Annotated in this window: 20 protein-coding genes, 1 pseudogene and 1 riboswitch; of the genes and pseudogenes, 9 read left to right on the plus strand and 12 right to left on the minus strand. The window is 53.7% G+C overall.

Going from position 1 to position 21,220, the window contains the following annotated elements:
- Positions 1 to 144 precede the first annotated feature (144 nt).
- Positions 145 to 1,758, plus strand: a complete 1,614-nt coding sequence (locus SOM48_RS01550; RefSeq protein WP_128482752.1) for an EAL domain-containing protein — start codon at positions 145 to 147, stop codon at positions 1,756 to 1,758.
- Here SOM48_RS01550 and yoaE read toward each other — a convergent pair.
- The gene (yoaE, locus tag SOM48_RS01555; protein WP_320511286.1) at positions 1,740 to 3,299 is read right to left on the minus strand and encodes a CNNM family cation transport protein YoaE; all 1,560 of its coding nucleotides are present in this window, start codon (positions 3,297 to 3,299) and stop codon (positions 1,740 to 1,742) included. The two genes, SOM48_RS01550 and yoaE, sit on opposite strands and share 19 nt — an antisense overlap.
- A 443-nt stretch (positions 3,300 to 3,742) precedes the next feature.
- Between yoaE and manX the strand changes: the two genes are divergently transcribed.
- The 5 genes from manX (at position 3,743) to mntP (ending at position 7,907) form a co-directional block, all read left to right on the plus strand.
- Positions 3,743 to 4,717, plus strand: coding sequence for a PTS mannose transporter subunit IIAB (gene manX, locus SOM48_RS01560; RefSeq protein ID WP_054803642.1), 975 nt, complete (start codon positions 3,743 to 3,745; stop codon positions 4,715 to 4,717).
- Positions 4,718 to 4,780: 63 nt separating this feature from the next.
- Positions 4,781 to 5,581, plus strand: a complete 801-nt coding sequence (locus SOM48_RS01565; RefSeq protein ID WP_054803641.1) for a PTS mannose/fructose/sorbose transporter subunit IIC — start codon at positions 4,781 to 4,783, stop codon at positions 5,579 to 5,581.
- A gap of 12 nt (positions 5,582 to 5,593) precedes the next feature.
- Positions 5,594 to 6,445, plus strand: coding sequence for a PTS mannose transporter subunit IID (locus SOM48_RS01570; RefSeq protein WP_023480044.1), 852 nt, complete (start codon positions 5,594 to 5,596; stop codon positions 6,443 to 6,445).
- Positions 6,446 to 6,504: 59 nt separating this feature from the next.
- Positions 6,505 to 6,963 carry a DUF986 family protein gene (locus SOM48_RS01575; RefSeq protein WP_094419644.1) on the plus strand — a complete coding sequence of 153 codons (459 nt, stop codon included), beginning with the start codon at positions 6,505 to 6,507 and terminating at the stop codon, positions 6,961 to 6,963.
- A 196-nt stretch (positions 6,964 to 7,159) separates the two neighbouring features.
- Positions 7,160 to 7,334, plus strand: a riboswitch (yybP-ykoY riboswitch).
- Positions 7,335 to 7,340: 6 nt separating this feature from the next.
- Positions 7,341 to 7,907: a manganese efflux pump MntP gene (gene mntP / locus SOM48_RS01580; RefSeq protein WP_320511287.1), complete on the plus strand. Its 567-nt coding sequence runs from the start codon at positions 7,341 to 7,343 to the stop codon at positions 7,905 to 7,907.
- Here the strand turns inward: mntP and rlmA are convergent.
- From rlmA to mgrB, 6 genes and pseudogenes are all read right to left on the minus strand, one after another.
- A complete protein-coding gene (rlmA, locus tag SOM48_RS01585; RefSeq protein ID WP_320511288.1) occupies positions 7,904 to 8,719 on the minus strand; it encodes a 23S rRNA (guanine(745)-N(1))-methyltransferase in 816 nt (271 codons plus the stop codon). The two genes, mntP and rlmA, sit on opposite strands and share 4 nt — an antisense overlap.
- Before the next feature lie 142 nt (positions 8,720 to 8,861).
- Positions 8,862 to 9,071 (minus strand): transcription antiterminator/RNA stability regulator CspE, encoded by a 210-nt coding sequence (gene cspE / locus SOM48_RS01590; protein WP_001062678.1) that lies wholly within the window; start codon positions 9,069 to 9,071, stop codon positions 8,862 to 8,864.
- A gap of 12 nt (positions 9,072 to 9,083) precedes the next feature.
- A pseudogene (locus tag SOM48_RS01595) lies at positions 9,084 to 9,224 on the minus strand (DUF2627 domain-containing protein).
- 512 nt (positions 9,225 to 9,736) lie between these two features.
- A complete protein-coding gene (locus SOM48_RS01600) occupies positions 9,737 to 10,726 on the minus strand; it encodes an MBL fold metallo-hydrolase (protein ID WP_320511289.1) in 990 nt (329 codons plus the stop codon).
- 18 nt (positions 10,727 to 10,744) lie between these two features.
- A complete protein-coding gene (locus SOM48_RS01605) occupies positions 10,745 to 11,035 on the minus strand; it encodes a YebO family protein (protein WP_076770019.1) in 291 nt (96 codons plus the stop codon).
- 74 nt (positions 11,036 to 11,109) lie between these two features.
- Positions 11,110 to 11,253: a PhoP/PhoQ regulatory lipoprotein MgrB gene (gene mgrB, locus SOM48_RS01610; RefSeq protein WP_023480134.1), complete on the minus strand. Its 144-nt coding sequence runs from the start codon at positions 11,251 to 11,253 to the stop codon at positions 11,110 to 11,112.
- A gap of 162 nt (positions 11,254 to 11,415) precedes the next feature.
- Between mgrB and SOM48_RS01615 the strand changes: the two genes are divergently transcribed.
- Positions 11,416 to 11,655: a YobH family protein gene (locus SOM48_RS01615; protein ID WP_054803640.1), complete on the plus strand. Its 240-nt coding sequence runs from the start codon at positions 11,416 to 11,418 to the stop codon at positions 11,653 to 11,655.
- 48 nt (positions 11,656 to 11,703) lie between these two features.
- On the opposite strand, the gene kdgR is transcribed toward SOM48_RS01615, so the two are convergent.
- The 5 genes from kdgR to SOM48_RS01640 form a co-directional block, all read right to left on the minus strand.
- Positions 11,704 to 12,495, minus strand: a complete 792-nt coding sequence (gene kdgR / locus SOM48_RS01620; RefSeq protein WP_139566862.1) for a DNA-binding transcriptional regulator KdgR — start codon at positions 12,493 to 12,495, stop codon at positions 11,704 to 11,706.
- Positions 12,496 to 12,763: 268 nt separating this feature from the next.
- Positions 12,764 to 13,645, minus strand: coding sequence for a protease HtpX (gene htpX, locus SOM48_RS01625; RefSeq protein ID WP_054803639.1), 882 nt, complete (start codon positions 13,643 to 13,645; stop codon positions 12,764 to 12,766).
- Positions 13,646 to 13,840: 195 nt separating this feature from the next.
- Positions 13,841 to 15,889 carry a carboxy terminal-processing peptidase gene (gene prc, locus SOM48_RS01630; protein WP_320511290.1) on the minus strand — a complete coding sequence of 683 codons (2,049 nt, stop codon included), beginning with the start codon at positions 15,887 to 15,889 and terminating at the stop codon, positions 13,841 to 13,843.
- Between the two features lie 19 nt (positions 15,890 to 15,908).
- Complete coding sequence (gene proQ / locus SOM48_RS01635) at positions 15,909 to 16,604, minus strand: RNA chaperone ProQ (RefSeq protein WP_023480122.1); 696 nt, start codon at positions 16,602 to 16,604, stop codon at positions 15,909 to 15,911.
- Positions 16,605 to 16,700: 96 nt separating this feature from the next.
- Entirely contained in the window at positions 16,701 to 17,198 is a 498-nt protein-coding gene (locus tag SOM48_RS01640; protein ID WP_054803637.1) for a GAF domain-containing protein, read from the minus strand.
- A gap of 131 nt (positions 17,199 to 17,329) precedes the next feature.
- Between SOM48_RS01640 and yebS the strand changes: the two genes are divergently transcribed.
- Together yebS and SOM48_RS01650 are read left to right on the plus strand one after the other, a co-directional pair.
- A complete protein-coding gene (gene yebS / locus SOM48_RS01645; RefSeq protein ID WP_076770021.1) occupies positions 17,330 to 18,613 on the plus strand; it encodes a membrane integrity lipid transport subunit YebS in 1,284 nt (427 codons plus the stop codon).
- Positions 18,582 to 21,215, plus strand: coding sequence for a PqiB family protein (locus SOM48_RS01650; RefSeq protein WP_164896937.1), 2,634 nt, complete (start codon positions 18,582 to 18,584; stop codon positions 21,213 to 21,215). Before yebS ends, SOM48_RS01650 begins: the two co-directional genes overlap by 32 nt.
- The last annotated feature ends 5 nt before the right edge of the window (positions 21,216 to 21,220 follow it).

The raw sequence follows: 21,220 nt of genomic DNA on the forward strand, positions 1-21,220 counted from the left end.
TCAACCGAACGGCGTTTTTTTTACCCGCTACGCCACAGATCAAGAATATTCCCCGCCGTTTGTGCATAAGCTGAGCAATTTCCCGCTACACTTCAACTGTGCTGGCATGGCAATCAGGCCAGGGATATTACAGGCGATCGGCGCATGCAAACGGCTCAGCGGATCATTAAAAGCTATCGACAGCGGCGCGCCACGGTCTGCGTGCTGGCGGGCATTGTCGCGCTGATATTGACCCTCGCTTTTCGCTTTGTTTCCGAGCGTAACCTCAACCAGCAACGCGTTGCCTCTTTTACCCATCATGCAGTGGTGAACTTTGATCGCTTGCTGCTGCCGCTGGAATCGACCCGCGAGATGGTTTCGCCGCTGGTCGGCAAACCCTGTGACGGGGTGCACCTGCAACTGCGCAAAATCGCCGCAAGCCTGCAGACGGTTCGCTCCATTACGCTGGTGCACGATGGCATACTTTACTGCTCGAGCATTTTTGGCGATCGTCACGTTCCTGTTCACCAGCTCCAGCCGAGCCTGCCGGCGAAAACCACGCTGCAGGTCCTCTCAACGGATAAATCTCTGCTGAAAGATCGCCCGGTGCTGATCGTCTGGTTCCCCACCGCCGCAGACGGGCAAAGTGGCGTGATGGAAGTGGTGAATATTGAACTGCTCAGCCGCTTAATGCTGGAGCCGCAGCCGCCGCTCATCACCCGCGTTGCGCTCTCTGTTGCCGGGCGGCATCTGGTGCAGGGAAAAGGTCTGCTGGAGGCCCTACCACTGGCCGACGATGAGAAACGCTATCAGCGCACCTCGCAATTCTTCCCGCTTTCGGTGAGCGTAAGCGGCCCGGGTGCTACAAGGCTGGCGCTGCAACATCTGCCTTCACAGCTACCGCTGGCGCTGATGATTGCGCTATTAACCAGCGTGATTACCTGGTTTACCACCGCCAGCCGCATGAGCTTCGCCCGCGAGATTAACCTTGGCTTAACCGGTCGCGAATTCGCCCTCTTCTGCCAGCCGGTGCTGCATGCCCAGAGCCTGAAGTGCGTCGGCGTGGAGATCCTGCTGCGCTGGCACAATCCGCGCCAGGGTGCGATTTCGCCGGAGGTGTTTATTCCTATCGCCGAGGCGCAGCATCTAATCGCCCCGCTGACCCGCTATGTACTGATTGAGGTGCAGGCGCACCGCCATCTCTTTCCGGCCGACGCCCATTTTCATATCGGCATTAATGCCGCCCCCAGCCATCTGCGCGATGGCGAGTTACTGAAAGATCTGCACCGGTTATGGTTTGTTCACCATCCAGTTCAGCAGTTGATCATTGAATTGACCGAGCGCGATGCGCTGCAGGATGTTGATTCGCGCATGATGCGCGAGCTGCATCATAACGGTGTAAAGATTGCGATTGATGATTTCGGCACCGGCAATAGCGCCCTGAGCTGGCTGGAGAAGCTGCAACCGGACATTCTGAAAATCGACAAATCCTATACCGCGGCGATCGGCACCGATGCGGTGAACTCCAAGGTGACCGACATTATTATCGCGCTTGCACAGCGGCTGGATATTGAACTGGTGGCAGAGGGGGTAGAAACCCCGCAGCAGGCGCAATATTTGCGTCAGCAGGGGGTGCAGTCACTACAGGGGTATCTGTTTGCACAGCCGATGCCCATTGAGGATTTCCCGGCGTGGTTAGCCGGGAATGCGACGCCAGCCGCGCATGACGATCGGCTGGCTCCGCTGATGACGATTGAGGATCACTCCTCTTCGTCGTGAGCCGGTTGCTCTTTAACAATACGCACCAGATCGACCCGGTAGTCGTTCGCTTCCATCACGGTGATATGTAGCGGCGCAATGGCAAAGGTTTCACCCACTGGCGGGATCTGCCCACGCGCGGCAATGACAAGGCCCGCAACGGTGGCGATATCTTCCTCTTCATTGACGAAGTTATCGAGATCCAGCGTGTGCTGCAGCGCATGCAGGTCGGTAGTGCCTTTCACCAGCCAGCCGTCGCCGTCGGCAATGATTTCCGGTGTTTCATCCGCATCGGGGAATTCACCGGCAATCGCCTCCAGCACGTCGAGCGGTGTTACCAGCCCCTGAACCACACCAAACTCATTGGTGACAATCACGAAGCTACCGCGCGCACGGCGTAATACCGCCAGCAGCTTGATCGGATCGAGGGTTTCCGGCACCACAATTGCCGGCGATTCAGTTGCGATAGCGGCAACATCGACGCCCTCTTCCAGCGACACCAGCAGCTCTTTGGCGCGCACAATACCGATCACTTCATCCAGTTCGCCACGGCAGACCGGGAAGAGGCTGTGCGGGGAAGAGAGTAGCTGTTGACGGATCTGGTCAACGCTCAGATTGGCATCCACCCAGCTGATATCCCCGCGCGGCGTCATAATGCTGCGCAGCGAACGGGACGCCAGCGTCAGGACGCCGTTGATCATATAGCGCTCCTCTTCCGCAAACGCGCCTTCCGGCACCGTTACCGAGGCATCGCTGTCCGTCTCGGTTTGCGTCGTATTCTGACGACGACCGCCCATCAGTCGCACAATCGCATCCGCAGTGCGCGCACGCAGCGGCAGGCGCGACTGGTTGCGCAGAAAGTTACGGCGCGCAACCTGGTTAAAGAACTCAATGATTATTGAGAAGCCAATCGCGGCGTAGAGGTAGCCTTTCGGAATATGGAAGCCAAAGCCCTCTGCGACCAGGCTCAGACCAATCATCAGCAGGAAGCTAAGACAGAGCACCACGACCGTCGGATGCTGGTTCACAAAGTTGGTCAGCGGCTTCGAGGCCAGCAGCATTACCGCCATAGCGATTACCACCGCCGCCATCATCACCGGCAGGTGATTAACCATACCGACAGCAGTAATTACCGCATCGAGGGAGAAGACCGCATCGAGAATCACAATCTGCGTCACCACCACCCAGAAACTGGCGTAGCCTTTACCGTGTCCGCCATCGTGATCGCGGTTTTCCAGCCGTTCATGAAGCTCCGTAGTGGCCTTAAACAGTAAGAAAATACCGCCGAACAGCATGATTAAATCACGGCCGGAGAAGGTAAGGTTCCACACAGAGAAGAGCGGCTGGGTGAGCGTCACCATCCATGAGATCAGCGACAGCAGGCCAAGTCGCATCACCAGCGCCAGTGACAGACCGATTAAACGCGCTTTATCGCGCTGCTTCGGCGGCAGTTTATCGGCAAGAATGGCAATAAAGACCAGGTTATCAATACCCAGCACGATTTCCAGCACAACCAGCGTCAACAAACCGATCCAAATCTGCGGATCCATTAAGAATTCCATGACAGGCTCCTGTTCAGGAAAACAGTATACGGCGCGCGAAAATGCGCAGGCGTGATGACATTGACTCTATTTGAAAGGGGGGAATGCGTGGCGCGGGACGGCCATAAAGTGAACTGACGTCGGTGACGATCCATACGATGGGCTACTGCCCTTTACTCCTGGTAACTTAAACGGAGGTTAAACATAGCAAAGAGCCTGGGTAGCTGGCAAAGATTTACCAGACTTTGCAAAATGTATGGATATTTTGCGCCACAAAATTTCATTTTTATGAAAGCTAAATTACGGATCTTCATCACATAAATTATTTTTTCACTCTCTAAAATAATTCGCGAAAGTTCCTAAACTTCTCTTTGAGTTTATCTCTGAATCGATTCGCTTTTTTGGTGCCGATTCACAATACATCCATCGCGTGGATGTTAACGACAAGAATAAGGAGGTAGCAAGTGACTATTGCTATTGTTATAGGCACACATGGTTGGGCGGCAGAACAACTGCTTAAAACCGCCGAGATGCTGCTCGGCGAGCAGGAGAATGTCGGATGGATCGATTTTGTTCCCGGCGAGAACGCGGAGACGTTAATCGAAAAGTATCAGGCGCAGCTGGCAAAGCTGGATACTAATCAGGGCGTGCTGTTTCTCGTTGATACATGGGGTGGCAGCCCGTTTAATGCCGCCAGCCGCATTGTCGTCGATAAAGAGCATTATGAAGTGATCGCCGGCGTCAACATTCCGATGCTGGTCGAAACCCTGATGGCGCGTGATGACAACCCAACCTTCGATGAGCTGGTAGCACTGGCCGTCGAGACCGGACGCGAAGGCGTGAAGGCGCTGAAAGCACAGCCGGTGGAAAAACCTGCTCCCGCTGCGGTTCAACAGACGGCAGCACCGAAAGCCGCTACCCCTGCTAAACCGATGGGGCCGAACGACTACATGGTCATCGGTCTGGCGCGTATTGATGACCGCTTAATTCACGGCCAGGTCGCCACCCGCTGGACCAAAGAGACCAACGTCACCCGGATTATTGTCGTCAGTGATGAGGTTGCCGCCGATAACGTGCGCAAAACGCTGCTGACGCAGGTCGCACCGCCGGGGGTAACGGCTCACGTTGTCGACGTCGCAAAAATGATCCGCGTCTATAACAACCCGAAATATGCCGGTGAACGCGTAATGCTGCTCTTCACCAACCCTACCGATGTCGAGCGCATCGTCGAGGGCGGCGTAAAACTTACCTCGGTCAATATTGGCGGTATGGCCTATCGTCAGGGTAAAACCCAGGTAAATAACGCTGTTTCCGTCGATGAGAAAGATATTGAGGCGTTTCGCAAACTCAACGATCGCGGCATTGAGCTGGAAGTCCGTAAAGTTTCAAACGATCCGAAACTGAAAATGATGGATTTGATCAGCAAAGTGGCGAAGTAACCGCGACGACCTGATTGACTCAGTTTTCACACTTACGTCTGATTTAGCTATAGGAGAAGTACAATGGAGATTACCACTCTTCAGATTGTGCTGGTGTTCGTCGTCGCATGTATTGCCGGTATGGAGTCGATACTTGACGAGTTCCAGTTCCACCGTCCGTTGGTGGCATGTACGTTAGTCGGTATCGTTCTTGGTGATATGAAAACCGGTATCATTATCGGCGGTACGCTTGAGATGATCGCGCTTGGCTGGATGAACATCGGTGCGGCAGTCGCGCCGGATGCCGCGCTGGCGTCGATTATTTCCACCATTCTGGTCATTGGCGGCCACCAGAGCATCGGTGCCGGTATCGCGCTGGCGATCCCGCTGGCAGCAGCAGGTCAGGTACTGACCATTATTGTGCGTACCATTACCGTTGGTTTCCAGCACGCGGCAGATAAAGCCGCAGATAACGGTAACCTTACCGCGCTGTCCTGGATCCATGTCTCCTCCCTGTTCCTGCAAGCGATGCGTATCGCCATCCCGGCGGTGATTGTGGCTATCTCTGTCGGTACCAGCGAAGTGCAGAACATGCTCAACGCTATTCCGGAAGTGGTGACCAGCGGTCTGAATATCGCCGGTGGCATGATCGTGGTGGTCGGTTATGCGATGGTCATCAATATGATGCGCGCAGGCTATCTGATGCCGTTCTTCTACCTCGGCTTCGTAACCGCGGCATTTACTAACTTCAACCTTGTTTCGCTGGGTGTGATCGGTGCCGTTATGGCCATTCTCTACATTCAGCTTAGCCCGAAATATAACCGCACTGCAGGCGGCGCTGCACCAGCGGCTGGTGCCAACGATCTTGATAACGAACTGGATTAACAGGTGAACGACATGGTTGATATGACGAAAACTCCGACTGAGAAAAAGCTCACCCAGAGTGATATTCGCAGCGTGTTCCTGCGTTCTAACCTCTTCCAGGGCTCGTGGAACTTCGAACGTATGCAGGCACTCGGCTTCTGCTTCTCGATGGTACCGGCGATTAAACGCCTCTATCCGGAAAATAACGAAGCCCGTCGCCAGGCGATTAAGCGTCACCTGGAGTTCTTTAACACCCATCCTTACGTTGCCGCGCCGGTGCTTGGCGTGACGTTGGCAATGGAAGAGCAGCGCGCGAACGGCGCAGAGATTGATGATGGTGCCATTAACGGTATCAAAGTGGGTCTGATGGGGCCGCTGGCAGGCGTTGGCGACCCGATCTTCTGGGGTACCGTGCGTCCAGTCTTTGCGGCACTGGGTGCCGGGATCGCCATGAGCGGCAGCCTGCTCGGCCCGCTGCTCTTCTTCTTCCTCTTTAATATTGTGCGTCTTGCCACCCGTTATTACGGCGTTGCGTACGGCTATCGCAAAGGGATCGATATCGTTAAAGATATGGGCGGCGGCTTCCTGCAGAAACTGACTGAGGGGGCGTCAATTCTCGGCCTGTTTGTGATGGGGGCGCTGGTCAACAAATGGACGCACGTCAATATTCCGCTGGTGGTATCGGAAATTACCGACCAGACCGGGAAAACCACGGTGACCACGGTGCAGACCATCCTCGACCAGCTGATGCCGGGTCTGGTGCCGCTGCTGCTGACCTTCGCCTGTATGTGGCTGCTGCGTAAAAAAGTGAACCCACTGTGGATCATTGTCGGCTTCTTCGTAATTGGGATTGTCGGCTACGCTATCGGCCTGCTGGGCCTTTAAGCGACGTTGTCATAACCGGGGGCGTAATTGCTCCCGGTTTTTTTATTTAAGGAGATGAGATGTCGATTACGGATAGCGTGCTGCTGCTGTTTGTCGCCGCCCTGCTGGCTTTTGCGCTCTATGACGAGGTGGTGATGCCCCGTCGCAAAGGCGAAACGTTGCTCACCGTTCCGCTGCTGCGCAGAAGCCGTACCGATGGCGCCATTTTTGTTGGCCTGCTGGTTATTCTGATTTATAACAACAGCGTTAACGGTGGTTCATCATTAACCATGTGGTTATTATTTGCGCTGGCGCTGCTGGGTATTTACCTTTTTTGGATCCGTGCCCCAAAAGCCATCTTTAAATCACAGGGTTTCTTCTTTGCTAATGCCTGGATTGAATATAACCGTATTAAAGAGATGAATTTATCGGAGGATGGCGTACTGGTAATGCAATTAGAGCAGCGGCGGTTACTAATCCGTGTACGAAATATAGACGACCTCGAGAAGATCTACAGAGTAATGGTTAAAACTCAATAAGTTAAACAATACTCACCTCATTTCACCCTGCACAAAAAAGAGGCTTTAATATAGCCTCTGCTATATTTCTCATAAGAAATTACCTATGTTTATTAACGTTATTTTCACGTCACAAGCTAAATGACAATCGTTATCGGCGGGCAGCACCATCAATATTCTTCTGCTGTTGTTTTATATTCTAAAAATATGGTAAGGTGCGTCCGTCGTTGGGGAGTAGCCGATTTCCGCCCTGCGGAAATGTACGTGTCAACATACTCGTTGCAAAACGTGGCACGTACGGACTGAATATTTTCAGTCAGGCGAGACCATTGACACACCAACTGCTGTTTACTGGGGGCAGTGGTGTGTTATATGGAACTCCCGGTCAGGACGCACAGATGAACTTATCCGCCACCCTGCTTCTCGCCTTCGGTATGTCGATGGATGCCTTCGCCGCCTCTATCGGTAAAGGTGCGACGCTCCGCAATCCTAAATTTTCCGACGCCCTGCGTACCGGCCTTATCTTCGGCGCAATTGAAACCTTAACCCCATTACTGGGCTGGGGTCTCGGCATGCTCGCCTCACAATTTGTGCTTGAGTGGAATCACTGGATCGCGTTCGTGCTGCTGGCGTTTCTTGGCAGCAGGATGGTGCTGGAAGGCGTGCGCGGTAACGATGATTGCGACGCGGAAATGCCGCACCGCCACGGTTTCTGGTTGCTGGTTACCACCGCGATTGCTACCAGCCTGGATGCAATGGCGGTTGGCGTCGGGCTCGCATTCCTGCAGGTCAATATCCTCACTACCTCGCTGGCCATCGGCTGCGCCACTCTCATCATGTCAACTATAGGCATGATGGTAGGCCGGTTTATCGGCCCGCTACTCGGCAAACGCGCCGAGATCCTCGGCGGCGTCGTGCTCATTGGTATCGGCGTGCAGATCCTTTATAGCCACTTTGCTGGCTAGCTTTCCCGACGTAAGCAATGGATGGTGAAATCCGTCTGGCAGCGAAACGTTTTAGTCGCTGCCAGCTGTTGCCACACTTCCGGCTTTGCCCGCCATGCAAATGGCGTCATTTGCAGGAGCGCAACCGCCTCTTCACCGGTCAGTTCCATTTCATAAGCGAGTGACTGTTCGGAAAGAATCGTAAACCCTTCAATCTCACCGCTGTTTGGCGCGTGCAGCTGCACCTCATCATAAATAAGCCCCTTCAGCTCCATTAAATGGCGCGGCCCGGGTGCTGCGGTGATCACCACGCCCTGCGGTTTCATCACGCGGGCCAGCTCCTGCGCTTTACAGGGTGCATAAATGCGCACCAGCCCATCAATGCTGTTATCGTCAAAAGGCAAGCGGTGGCTGGAGGCTACGCAGAACATCGCCTGAGGATAGCGTTTTGCCGCTGCGCGAATCGCCGCTTTCGAGACATCAAGGCCTACGGTTTGCGCACTGCGCGCGCGGCCTACCCCGGCAAATGCCTGCGTGTAGTACCCTTCCCCGCAGCCGATATCGAGCAGCGCCGTCGCTTCTGCCGGCAAAGTCTCTTCAAATAAGCTGCAGATGGTGTCCCGCAGCGGCTGATAGTGTCCAGCGTCGAGAAAAGCACGGCGTGCCTGCATCATTTCGGCGTTATCACCGGGATCGCGCGAGCGTTTATGCTGAACGGGCAATAAATTGACGTAACCCTCTTTGGCGATATCGAACTGATGCCGCTGCGGACAGATAAATGCGCGCTCGTGGCGGCTTAACGGTGCGTGGCAAAGGGGGCAGCTGAATGGCATAAACACTCCGGGGAGACTTTTTCAAAGGGCGAAGTGTACCGTCAAATGTTGCGGCAGGGAAAATAAAAAGCCCCGCACAATGGCGAGGCTTGATGACTGACATTGATACGCGAAACGCGTTTCAAGCTCAGAGGTGTCGAAATCAGATAGCAGTTACGTTAACTGCAGCCGGGCCTTTCTGACCGTCCTGAATTTCAAACTCAACGTTCTGGCCTTCAGCCAGAGTTTTGAAGCCGTTACCCTGGATAGCAGAGAAATGTACGAATACATCTTTGCTGCCGTCAGCCGGAGTAATGAAACCAAAACCTTTAGACTCGTTGAACCACTTAACTTGACCTTTAATCTTTGCCATTTGCAAAATTCCTTAATGTATATACTTCGCCCGCAGGCATTGACTGAGAAAACTGAGACATTACTGCTTGAGGCACTAATATAAGGTTCGGCAGAGAAGCTGTATTCAACGAAACGTTTTACTCAGGACTTCTTTACTGAAAATGCCACACATAAACAGAACTGTACCTCGATTGACCCACAACGTGTTATCACATAATACGTAAACTATGGCAAGCCATTTTTAGATATGTCTCGATCCACCGCACAAATTCTAAGGGTATCGAAACAACCACTGTTCATTTATTCACTTCAATGACCGTTATAGCAGCCGCTGCAGCAGCAGGTTTACCCGATAAACGTAGACTATTTCTTTCGATTCATCAAGCAGTTCCATGCAGCTTAAGGGGGGCTGAACCCCTCATGCGTTTCGCTTATATACTAAGAACTTTCTGCGAATAGTTATGCTGTTTATTCGATTAGGAAGATTCTTAAATGATTAATGATCTGGGAAGAAACTATTGCTCAGGTTAACTATGAATAATTACTGAGCGAATAAGCACAGGCGTGCACCAAAATAATGAAATTATGATGACACTGCATCATTTGAAGGCAATAAAAACGTTTCGCGTAAATCAGAACCGCACAATTTTAATACGGCTTACTTTTTATGGCGTTCGGCTTAAATTACCGCAGGGATAAATATTGACCAATTTTCAGGATCCTGAAGTTAGCATTTTCCTGTTCCGCTTCGCTTAAAGCGCGCTGCAACTCCTGCACCGGCTCATCCAGTGATTCATCAGCCAGTTCAAATACGCCCCAGTGGATGGGAAAAGCCAGCGGTGAACCTAATTGCTGCCACAGCGACACCGCACTTTGTGGATCCATATGATTTATCGACATGAACCAGCGCGGTGCATAAGCACCAACGGGCAGTGCGAGCGCATCAATTTTTCCAACACGCTGCGGGATCTGCAGAAGTTCTGTGCTGTAGCCAGTGTCACCTGGAAACCAGAAACGCAGTTCGCGCGACTCAATAACCCAGCCGCACCATAATGAGCGGTTACGATCCCACGGTGTGCGCATGCTCCAGTGCTGAGCGGGAACGGCGGTTAAATGCAAGTCATCAAGCGAGGCTTGCTGCCACCAGTCCAGCTCAGTGACAAAACGCGCGCCAAAGCGGCGAAGCGTGTCACCCAATCCGAGAGGGACAAAAAGCTTTACCTCAGGAAACCGGCGAAGCAGTGCGCGGATTGTCCAGCGGTCCAGATGATCGTAATGGTTGTGAGAGATAAGAATGGCATCCAGAGCGGGGAGATCGTCAATGGATAATGCAGGCGGCGTGCGCCGCTGAGGCCCGGCGAAACGCAGCGGGGAGGCGCGTCGGGAAAAAACTGGGTCGGTGAGCAGATATTTCCCCTGCATACGCAGAAGCACAGAGGCATGCCCAAGCCACCAAAGGCCATCGTCACCCGGCGCAATCTCGGCTTTTTGCCACCAGCCCTGAATAAAAGCGTCATATCCCGCAGCAGGTGGCCGGGGAAGCCCGGCGGCTTTGCGTTCCTGACGCCAGCGTTTTACATCGCCGGGTTGATGCGCCACGGCCGTCGGGTTACAAAAACCGTCGGGCGTATGATGGGAGAGCGCGGGATTATACCAGGGGTTTTTCCAGGCCATCTCTCCCCTCCTTTCAGGTTATCGTTCAGCCACCAGCCGGATAAACTCCTCATCTTCACCCTTAGCCTTATTTTTTTCGACTTCGGGGAGAGCAGCTTTTTCCGGCTCATTCGCTTCACAAAGACGGCGCAGCAGCGCATTTTGCCGTTTTTGCTGATCGAGCAGCGCTTCCAGCAGTTCAATCTGCTCGTTCGTACGTGAACTGGCACGATTGATAAAGAACCACAGCACCAGACCGATAACCAGAACCACCACAGAAACCAGCATAGACGCAAAATTTAACGCGCCAGAATTTAAGATTTCGTTCATTTCACACCCTCAAAGTAGACGCGGCATTTTACCACTGGCACTCAGGAAGGAAATCTTTCACTGCAGAAATGCGCTTACCAGGGGATGAATTTATTGATGACACAGATGCCGCTGAAAAATTGTACATCCTGATCGCACATCACATTGATCATTTGAGTCCATAGCAGCAGGCAGACCACCACCACGGCAATCAGCAACAGCCATCTAAATTTTCTCACTCCACTCTCCGAAACATTTCAAGGTGTAACCACACTAGCATGGCTTCCTTAAACAGCGGGTAACTGTACCCCCTTTCGGTATTTTTAGGAATGCGTGACTTGTTTCAATCAATAAAAGACGTAGCCTTAATGACAGACTTAATCGATGTGCAAGGAGCAAACATGCGTACACTTATTCGAGGCGTCATCGTTGTCGCGCTGCTGTGGACTGGACTCTTACTGAGCGGTTATGGCGTGCTAATTCACAGCAACGAAAATGCAGCAGGCCTTGGCTTACAGTGCAAATACGTGACCGCGCGTGGAACCAGCACGGCGCAATATGTTCATTCAGACAACGGATTTTTTGGCCTTGCCAACTGCCCACTGATGCGTAAAAGCGATAACGTCATTGATAACGGCTGATTTTTTCCATGAAAAAGCCGCCCCACGGGGCGGCTTTTTTAACAATTATCAGAACGGATAATCGTTATAACCCATCTGTTCAGATATTTTACGCGCTGCCTGGTGCAGCATTGCCACGTATTCATGCAGGCGCTCTTCGGAGAAACGCAGGGTCGGGAAAGAGATACTCAGACCGGCGATAACCACGCCAAAACGGTCAAACACCGGTACACCGATGCAGCGTAACCCCTCTTCCTGCTCTTCGTTATCTTCGCCGTAGCCCTGCTGGCGCACGATATCCAGCATCGGCAGCAGATCTTCGGTGCTGGTAATGGTGCGATCGGTGCTGCGCTTATATTCAACGCCTTCCAGAATCTGTTTCACTTCATCGCGATCGCGCCAGGCCAGCAGCACTTTACCAATTGCGGTGCTATAGAGCGGATTGCGACGGCCGATACGCGAATACATGCGCAGGTTATACATCGAATCGATTTTGTGAATATATACGATGCTGTCTTCATCGAGAGCACCCAGATGGATGGTCTCTTTCGTCAGGCGAGAGAGTTCACGCATCTGGATATCCGCGCTGCGGATTAAATCAACGTTTTGCAGTGCACGCGCGCCAAGTTCAAATAACTTCAGCGTCAGGGAGTATTTCTCTGACTCCCCTTCCTGTGCCACGTAGCCTAACGATTTCATGGTCTGCAAAAAGCGATAAACGGTGCTTTTTGACATCATGACGCGCTGTGAAAGCTCGGTAATGCCGATTTCACGCTCTTCGCCCAAAGCCTGCAGAATGCCAAAGACCTTCAGTACAGAAGAGACAGAATCTGGCTGCTTGTCCAAATCCGCGATTGCCATTAATTACCTCATCGCCTGTGTTTTATAAAAATCAGAATAGGTTTTTATTATAAATTCGTCGACCATCGGCCGCAATGCGCGAATGCCTGGTTCGTTACAAATCTGCGACATTACGCCTGAAAGACGCTGATGCCGCGTTCGGAGAAATAATTACGCGATAATCTGCTGGATTAACTGCGTACAACCCATACCATTCCTGCCGGTGAGCGCTGATGGCAAACAATAAAAAAGCGCGTCAATGGACGCGCTTTTATGAGTTGTTATGACGTTATTTGAGGTAGGCGCCTGAGCGCAACGCTTCAATACGTTTATCCAGCGGCGGGTGCGTCATAAAGAGTTCGCTCAGCGACTTTGACTTACCGTTAATGCAAAATGCCATCATGCTGCTCGCTTCCTGTGGTTCATAGCTGGTTTTCAGCCTTTGCAGCGCAGCGATCATCTTCTCGCGTCCTACCAGTCGGGCTGAACCCGCATCGGCATGGAATTCACGGTAGCGCGAGAACCACATGGTGATGACGCTCGCCAGAATACCAAATACCAGTTCGAGCACGGTCGCGACGGCAAAGTAGACCAGCGGGTTACCGTTGCTCTCTTCGCCCTCATCACGGTCTCCGCCCATGAAGCCAGCGGCAATCTGGGCAATAATGCGCGAGATAAAGATAACGAAGGTGTTCACAATGCCCTGAATCAGCGTCATGGTCACCATGTCACCGTTGGCAATATGGCTGATTTCATGGGCGATGACCGCTTCGGCCTCATCGCGGCTCATGTTTTGCAGCAGGCCGGTACTGACGGCGACCAGGGAAGCATCACGGCGCGCACCGGTGGCGAAAGCGTTAATATCCGGCGCGTGATAAATCGCCACCTGCGGCATCGCAATGCCTGCCTGGCGAGACTGCTGCGCAACGGTATCCATCAGCCAGCGCTGCATATCGTTGGCTGGTTGCTCAATGACTTCACCACCTACAGATTTCAGCGCCATCCATTTCGACATCAACAGCGAAATGAACGAGCCGCCAAAACCGAACAGCAGCGCCATAATCATTAACCCCTGAACGCTGCTCGACTGAATGCCCGTCAGGCTAAGCACAAGGCCGAACACCAACATGACAGCCAGGTTAGTCAACAGGAAGAGCGCGATTCGCATCATAATTTTCTTTTAACCTCGATTTAACAAAACGCACTATGCGGTTATCCACATCGTATGGGCGTGCGGGCTATTTTCAAGCAACAATGCTGCGTAAGTCACGAGAAAAACACAACTTTACACTTTGTAGCAGGATGCTTACGAGGACGGGAGGTTGTTAAAAAAACAGGCACAATTTCTTGTGCCTGTAGGGAGGAGTTACTTAGCAGACGCGGTTGATTCCGCGGGCTGATCTTTTTCAAGATGTGCGAGATCGAGAGCAATGTGCACCGTTTCATCAAGATAGGGATCCGGCTCCTGATAATCCTTCGGCAGATCGTCCAGTTTCTTCAGCGGCGGCTTGCCTTCACGCTTGAAGCGATCGTTGAGGCGCGAGAGACGAATAGCATCATCCTCGGCATTCTCTTTTTCACGCTGCGCCAGGTTCAGCGACACCATATCGCGTTTTGCTTTAAGAGCTTCAAAACGCGCGATGTCCTTATTGATGTACTGGAACTCAGGATCTTTCGCGATACGCTCATCATGTTTTTTCAGCAGCTCAGGACCGAAAGGTTTCAAATCGCCGGCGCGCACAAAGGTGGCAGCATTGATGCTGTCCCACGGCAGTGCGTTATCCTCGAATTTTTCCCCGGTTTCCGTGACCTGCGTGCCTGTTGGCATGATGATATCCGGCGTTACGCCTTTACGCTGCGTACTGCCGCCGTTCACACGATAGAATTTCTGGATGGTGTACTGCACCGAACCCAACGCTGGCCATTCCGGGCGCAGCATCTGATCGTAGATACGGTTAAGGGAGCGGTACTGCTGCACGGTGCCCTTCCCGAAAGTTGGTTCGCCGACAATCAGCGCACGACCATAATCCTGCATTGCTGCCGCAAAAATCTCCGATGCCGAGGCGCTGAAGCGGTCAACCAGCACCACCAGCGGCCCTTTGTAGTAAACCACGCCATCGGTATCGCTATCTTCACGCACTTTGCCGTTGTTATCGCGCACCTGCACCACCGGGCCGGACGGGATAAAGAGGCCGGAGAGCGACACCGCTTCCGTCAGCGCCCCGCCGCCGTTAGCGCGCAGATCGATAATCACGCTCTTGACGTTCTGTTTTTCCAGCTTTTGCAGCTGCACTTTCACGTCATCGGTCAGCCCGACGTAGAAGCCAGGAATATCCAGCACGCCAACTTTTTCTTTACCGACGGTTTTAACGGACATTTTCACTGCGCGATCTTCAAGGCGGATACGCTCACGCGTCAGCGTAACAATGCGCGTTTTGGTCCCCTTGCCGGCAGGCAGGATCTCAAGGCGCACTTTGCTGCCTTTCGGCCCTTTAATCAGCGCAACAACATCATCAAGACGCCAGCCGATAACATCAACCATATTCTGCCCGGTCTGACCAACGCCAACGATGCGATCGCCAACGCTAATCGCTTTGCTCTTCGCCGCCGGACCACCGGCAACCATCGAGTTGATCACCGTATAGTCATCATCGCCCTGCAGCACAGCACCGATCCCCTCAAGCGAGAGGCTCATTTCGGTGTTGAACTGCTCGGTATTGCGCGGCGACAGGTAGTTGGTGTGCGGGTCGATTTCACGCGCAAAGGCGGTCATCGCCAGCGAGAAGACATCTTCGCTGTTGGTTTGTGCCAGACGGCGAATGGCGAACTTATAGCGACGAGAGAGCGTCTCGCGGATCTCTTTCTCATCTTTACCGGTGAGCTTGAGGCTCAGTTCGTCATATTTAACCTTGCTGTCCCACAGCGCATTCAGCTCGGCCTCATCTTTTGGCCACGGTGCTTTGCTGCGATCGAGGTTAAAGGAGTCGTTACTGGTGAAGTCCATCGGCCGCTCCAGCACCTTAAGAGCGTACTGATAGCGCTCGAAACGGCGCTGCTGCGCTTTATTGTAGAGGTCGTAAAAGACGTCCAGCTTGCCGCTGCGCAGCTCATCGCCAATCTCGTTTTTCTTCTGCGAGAACTGCTCAACGTCGCTGGCAAGCAGGACGTTGTGGCTGTAATCAAGCAGATTAAGATAGCGGGTGAAAATCTTCGCAGAGAAGGCGTTGTCCAGATCGAACTGGCGATAGTGGGAGCGAGTAAAACGCGAAGTGACGCGCTCGCTCACCGTCGCGTGCTGCGTCTCTTCTTTTAACACCGGGATTTGATCGGCCCGGGTAATATCTTCCACAGCCAGGGCGTGGCCTGTTACGAATAACAGGCCTGCCAATGCTGTGCGCTTAAACAAAGTGTTCATGCCAGGCCAGGCCTCCGTTTCAGAACAAGAGATGTTCTGCGCGTACAATCATCGACATACCCGAGCTAAGCTGTACGCGAACGCCGTCTTTAGTGATTTCAAGCACGGTTGCGCTCATCGCGTTATTGCCCGCTTTCACTTTCAGGTCCTGACCCACGCTCAGCACGGAGATATCAGAAACTGGCGTATGGCGCTCTTCCTGCTGCGGTGCGCGTTCGCGCTGCGGTTTAGCCGCCGGCTTATCGGCGCGAGGCTTGCGTTGTTCTGCGCCCTCTTTACGGCGCGGAGCCGGACGAGGTTTGCGCTCACGACGCGGTGCGTCTTCCTGACCAGCAGCAGCGGCAGCTTCACGTTTTTTGGCTTGTTGCTCAGCGCGTTGCGCCTGAACACGCGCTTTCGCTTCTTCAAGCTGCTTGCGGGCATGCTCAACGTGTTGCTCATCCAGCACGCCACAGGCGTTGCCGTCCAGATCGACACGCGTCGCGCCAGCTTTGATACCGTACAGGTAGCGCCAGCTCGAAGTATAAAGACGTAAAGCGGAACGAAGCTGGGTTTTACTGAGATTCATCTCACCCTCAACACGCGCCACTAAATCCTGAAAGATACCGATTTTCAGGGGGCGTGCCTCGCCTTCAGCACTGAAACAGTGAGGGAAACGTTCGGCCAAAAAAGCGATCACTTCTTTACTGCTATTCAACTTAGGTTGATTTTCCATGAAATTTCCTGATTACAACGGACGTTGCCAACAAGCGCAGGCATGAACAGGCGTCATTATAATGACGCTAACAGTAAATGCTACGTTATCCGTTGATTATCCTGCGACAGTCGCAAAGAATTTTTGATAATCGGTTGCCGCAAGGCACTGTTCCAGATGAGAAACCAGCTCGCGCAGGCCCTTTTCATCCTCTTCGCTAAAGCGAGAAAATTCGACGCTGTCGATGTCCAGTACGCCAATGATCTGACCACTTACTGTGATCGGAAGCACAATTTCAGAGTTGCTGGCCGCATCACAGGCGATATGCCCGTCAAATTGATGAACGTCTTCAACCCGCTGCACACGGTTTTGCGCGACCGCGCTACCACAGACACCGCGCCCGACAGGAATGCGGACGCAGGCGATTTTGCCCTGGAACGGCCCTAACACCAGCGTGTCGCCTTCCAGTAAATAAAAACCGGCCCAGTTGACCCCATCCAGACGTTCAAACAGCAGCGCGCTGGTATTAGACAACGTCGCTAAAAAACTGGTTTCACCTGCCATTAATGCCTGAAAATCGCGGTTTAAGTCCGCGTAAAACTCTGCTTTGTTCATTATCCAACCACTTTGGTGTCTTACTGAGTAAACGGCTAAGCCTAATAAAATAAGCATTAAATGCATTGATGCTCAAGATGTTCTCATCATGAGTTAATATAGATGCATCTAATCCTTTTCTGATCCGGCCGATGGCACTAAAGATACAACACATTTCGCTTAACAAAAAAATTGCGATCCATCATGTCGGCGAAGCTTTGCCACGGGCACATTATCAGCGCTGCCCGCAATGCGATACGCTTTTTGCGTTACCGGTTATGAAATCGCACCAAAGTGCATTTTGTCCCTGCTGCGATGCCAAGATCCGCGATGGACGTGACTGGTCATTAACCCGTCTCGCCGCCATGGCGGTGACGATGCTAATGCTGATGCCTTTTGCCTGGGGCGAACCGCTGCTCCACTTTTACCTGCTGGGTGTACGTATCGACGCCAACCTGTTGCAGGGGATCTGGCAAATGACCGCCCAGGGCGATGCGCTTACCGGGGCGATGGTGCTCTTCTGTACCGTTGGCGCGCCGCTGGTGCTGGTCAGTGCAATCGCCTATTTATGGTTCGGCAACCGCCTCGGGATGAATCTGCGCCCGGTGTTGCTGATGCTTGAGCGCCTGAAAGAGTGGGTGATGCTCGATATCTACCTGGTCGGGATTGGCGTCGCCTCGATCAAAGTACAGGATTACGCTTACCTGCAACCGGGCGTCGGGCTTGTCGCTTTTGTGGCGTTAACCATTCTCAGCGTAATGACACTTATCCATCTGAACGTTGAGCAGCTGTGGGAGCGTTTTTATCCGCAGCGTCCGGCTAAGCGCCCCGACCCGCAGCTGCGCGCCTGCCTCGGCTGCCACTTTACCGGCTTGCCTGACGCACGCGGCAGATGCCCGCGTTGCCATATTCCGCTGCGTTATCGCCGTCGACACAGTCTGCAGAAGTGCTGGGCGGCGCTGATTGCCTCGATGATTTTTCTGTTGCCCGCTAACCTGCTGCCGATCTCAGTGGTCTACCTCAACGGTTCACGGCAGGCCGATACCATCATGTCGGGCATTATTTCGCTCGGTAATAGCAATATCGCCGTGGCGGGCATCGTCTTTATCGCCAGTATTCTGGTGCCGTTTACCAAGGTGATCGTACTGTTTACCTTGCTGGTCAGTATCCATTTCAAATTTGAACAGGGGCTACGCACTCGCATCCTTCTTCTGCGCTTTGTGACCTGGATTGGGCGGTGGTCGATGCTCGATCTGTTTGTCATCTCGCTGACAATGTCACTGATCAATCGCGACCAACTGCTCGCGTTTACCATGGGACCCGCTGCGTTTTATTTCGGCGCGGCGGTTATTTTGACTATTCTTGCTGTGGAATGGCTGGACAGCCGCTTACTTTGGGATGCACATGAGTCAGGAAAACCACGCTTCGCCGACTGAAGCGCGCATTAAAACAAAACGACGCATTTCACCGTTCTGGTTGCTGCCGGTGATCGCTTTGCTGATCGCCGGCTGGCTGGTCTGGAGTAGCTATGAAGATCGCGCCAACACCATCACCATCGACTTTATGTCCGCTGACGGCATCGTCGCCGGGCGCACGCCCATCCGCTATCAGGGGGTGGAAGTCGGCACAGTGCAGGATATTAGCCTGAGCGACGATCTGAAGAAGATTCAGGTACGCGCCAGCATTAAAGCCGATATGAAAGATGCGCTACGCAACGAGACGCAGTTCTGGCTGGTGACGCCGAAAGCATCGCTGGCGGGCGTCTCGGGGCTGGATGCGCTGGTCGGCGGTAACTACATCGGTATGATGCCAGGCAAAGGTGAACCGCAGGAGCATTTCACCGCCCTCGACACGCAGCCGAAATACCGCCTCAATAATGGCGACTTGATGATTCATCTGCACGCGCCTGATCTCGGCTCACTCAACAGCGGATCGCTGGTCTATTTCCGCAAGATCCCCGTTGGCCGCGTGTATGACTACGCCATCAACAAAAATAAACAGGGCGTCACGGTAGATGTGTTGATTGAGCGCCGCTTTACCAATCTGGTGAAAAAAGGCAGCCGCTTCTGGAATATCTCGGGTGTGAAAGCGGACGTCGGTCTGAGCGGTGCGAAAGTGGAGCTGGAGAGCCTGGCCGCGCTGGTCAACGGCGCTATTGCCTTCGACTCGCCGGATAACTCCGAACCGGCAGCAGCCGATGATGAATTTGGCTTATACAAAGATTTGGCCCACAGCCAGCGCGGCGTGATCATCAAGCTCGATCTGCCGAGCGGCCAGGGGCTGAAAGCTGGCTCAACCCCGCTGATGTATCAGGGGCTGGAAGTGGGTGAACTGACGGATATCACCCTCAATCCTGGCGGCAAAGTGACCGGTGAGCTGACCGTCGATCCGGGTGTGGTCAATCTGCTGCGTGATAATACGCGCATTGAGATGCGCAATCCAAAAGTCTCCCTGAGCAATACCAATCTCAGCTCGCTGCTGACCGGCAGCACGCTGGAGCTTATTCCCGGCGAAGGCCAGCCGCGCGATCAGTTCGTTGTGCTGCCCGCGGATAAAAACCTGCTGCAGGAGCCGGGCGTCATCACCCTGACGCTCACCGCGCCGGAGAGTTATGGCATCGATGCCGGGCAACCGCTGGTGCTGCACGGTGTGCAGGTCGGCCAGGTGCTGGAGCGTAAGCTGACCAATAAAGGTGTCTCCTTCGCCGTAGCTATCGATCCGCAATATCGCGATCTGGTGCATGGTGACAGCAAGTTTGTAGTCAACAGCCGTGTGGATGTGAAACTGGGGCTGGATGGCGTTGAGTTCCTCGCCGCCAGCGCCAGTGAGTGGATCAGCGGCGGCATCCGCATTCTTCCGGGCGATAAAGGGGAGATGAAACCCACCTACCCGCTCTTCGCCAACCTTGATAAAGCGCTGGAGAACAGCCTTAGCGATCTGCCCACCACCACTCTGACGCTGACGGCAGATACGCTGCCGGATGTGCAGGCGGGTTCGGTCGTGCTCTATCGTAAATTTGAAGTGGGTGAAGTGATCACCGTGCGTCCGCGCGCCAATGCGTTTGATATCGATCTGCATATCAAACCGGAATATCGCAATCTGCTTACCGCCGACAGTGTCTTCTGGGCGGAGGGCGGCGCGAAGGTGCAGCTTAACGGCAGCGGATTAACCGTGCAGGCTTCACCGCTTTCGCGTGCGATCAAGGGTGCCATTAGCTTCGACAACCGCAGTGGCGCCGGTGCCCGCTTGCGTAAAGGTGACAAACGTATCCTTTACGCTTCAGAAACCGAAGCGCGCGCCGTCGGCGGCCAGATCACTCTGCATGCTTTCGACGCCGGCAAGCTGGCGGAAGGGATGCCGATTCGCTACCTCGGCATTGATATCGGCCAGGTGCAGGAGCTTCGCCTGCTGACAGATAAAAACGAAGTTCAGGCCAGCGCCGTGCTCTACCCGGAATATGTGCGCAACTTCGCCCGCGCCGGATCGCGCTTCTCGGTGATCACGCCGCAGATCTCCGCGGGTGGTGTTGAGCATCTCGACACTATCCTGCAGCCCTATATCAACGTTGAGCCGGGGCACGGCGATGCGCGCCGCGATTTTGAGCTCGCTGAAGCGACAATTACTGATTCCCGTTACCTTGATGGGTTGAACATTGTGGTTGAAGCGCCGGAAGTGGGTTCGATGAATATCGGCACCCCGGTGCTGTTCCGCGGTATTGAAGTGGGAACGGTGACCGGCCTTGCGCTGGGTACCCTCTCCGACCGTGTGATGATCGCTATGCGCGTCAGCAAGCGTTACCAGCATCTGGTACGCAACAACTCGGTCTTCTGGTTAGCCTCCGGTTATACGCTGGACTTTGGCCTGACCGGCGGGGTGGTGAAAACCGGTACCTTTAACCAGTTTATTCGCGGCGGGATCGCCTTCGCGACGCCACCGGAAACGCCGCTGGCACCGAAAGCGCAGCCGGGCAAACACTTCCTGCTGCTGGAGAGCGAACCAAAAGAGTGGCGGCAGTGGGGAACTGCGCTACCACGTTAAGCTGA

Source organism: Kosakonia sp. CFBP8986 (assembly GCF_034044935.1).
In the GTDB taxonomy this organism is placed as follows: Bacteria; Pseudomonadota; Gammaproteobacteria; order Enterobacterales; family Enterobacteriaceae; genus Kosakonia; species Kosakonia cowanii.

Bases quoted from the DNA above. Each gene is read 5' to 3' on its own strand.
- SOM48_RS01550 (WP_128482752.1), top strand. From the start codon at position 145: ATGCAAACGGCTCAGCGGATCATTAAAAGCTATCGACAGCGGCGCGCC.
- yoaE (WP_320511286.1), bottom strand. From the start codon at position 3,299: ATGGAATTCTTAATGGATCCGCAGATTTGGATCGGTTTGTTGACGCTG.
- SOM48_RS01565 (WP_054803641.1), top strand. From the start codon at position 4,781: ATGGAGATTACCACTCTTCAGATTGTGCTGGTGTTCGTCGTCGCATGT.
- SOM48_RS01570 (WP_023480044.1), top strand. From the start codon at position 5,594: ATGGTTGATATGACGAAAACTCCGACTGAGAAAAAGCTCACCCAGAGT.
- SOM48_RS01575 (WP_094419644.1), top strand. From the start codon at position 6,505: ATGTCGATTACGGATAGCGTGCTGCTGCTGTTTGTCGCCGCCCTGCTG.
- mntP (WP_320511287.1), top strand. From the start codon at position 7,341: ATGAACTTATCCGCCACCCTGCTTCTCGCCTTCGGTATGTCGATGGAT.
- rlmA (WP_320511288.1), bottom strand. From the start codon at position 8,719: ATGCCATTCAGCTGCCCCCTTTGCCACGCACCGTTAAGCCGCCACGAG.
- cspE (WP_001062678.1), bottom strand. From the start codon at position 9,071: ATGGCAAAGATTAAAGGTCAAGTTAAGTGGTTCAACGAGTCTAAAGGT.
- SOM48_RS01600 (WP_320511289.1), bottom strand. From the start codon at position 10,726: ATGGCCTGGAAAAACCCCTGGTATAATCCCGCGCTCTCCCATCATACG.
- SOM48_RS01605 (WP_076770019.1), bottom strand. From the start codon at position 11,035: ATGAACGAAATCTTAAATTCTGGCGCGTTAAATTTTGCGTCTATGCTG.
- SOM48_RS01615 (WP_054803640.1), top strand. From the start codon at position 11,416: ATGCGTACACTTATTCGAGGCGTCATCGTTGTCGCGCTGCTGTGGACT.
- kdgR (WP_139566862.1), bottom strand. From the start codon at position 12,495: ATGGCAATCGCGGATTTGGACAAGCAGCCAGATTCTGTCTCTTCTGTA.
- htpX (WP_054803639.1), bottom strand. From the start codon at position 13,645: ATGATGCGAATCGCGCTCTTCCTGTTGACTAACCTGGCTGTCATGTTG.
- prc (WP_320511290.1), bottom strand. From the start codon at position 15,889: ATGAACACTTTGTTTAAGCGCACAGCATTGGCAGGCCTGTTATTCGTA.
- proQ (WP_023480122.1), bottom strand. From the start codon at position 16,604: ATGGAAAATCAACCTAAGTTGAATAGCAGTAAAGAAGTGATCGCTTTT.
- SOM48_RS01640 (WP_054803637.1), bottom strand. From the start codon at position 17,198: ATGAACAAAGCAGAGTTTTACGCGGACTTAAACCGCGATTTTCAGGCA.
- yebS (WP_076770021.1), top strand. From the start codon at position 17,330: ATGGCACTAAAGATACAACACATTTCGCTTAACAAAAAAATTGCGATC.
- SOM48_RS01650 (WP_164896937.1), top strand. From the start codon at position 18,582: ATGAGTCAGGAAAACCACGCTTCGCCGACTGAAGCGCGCATTAAAACA.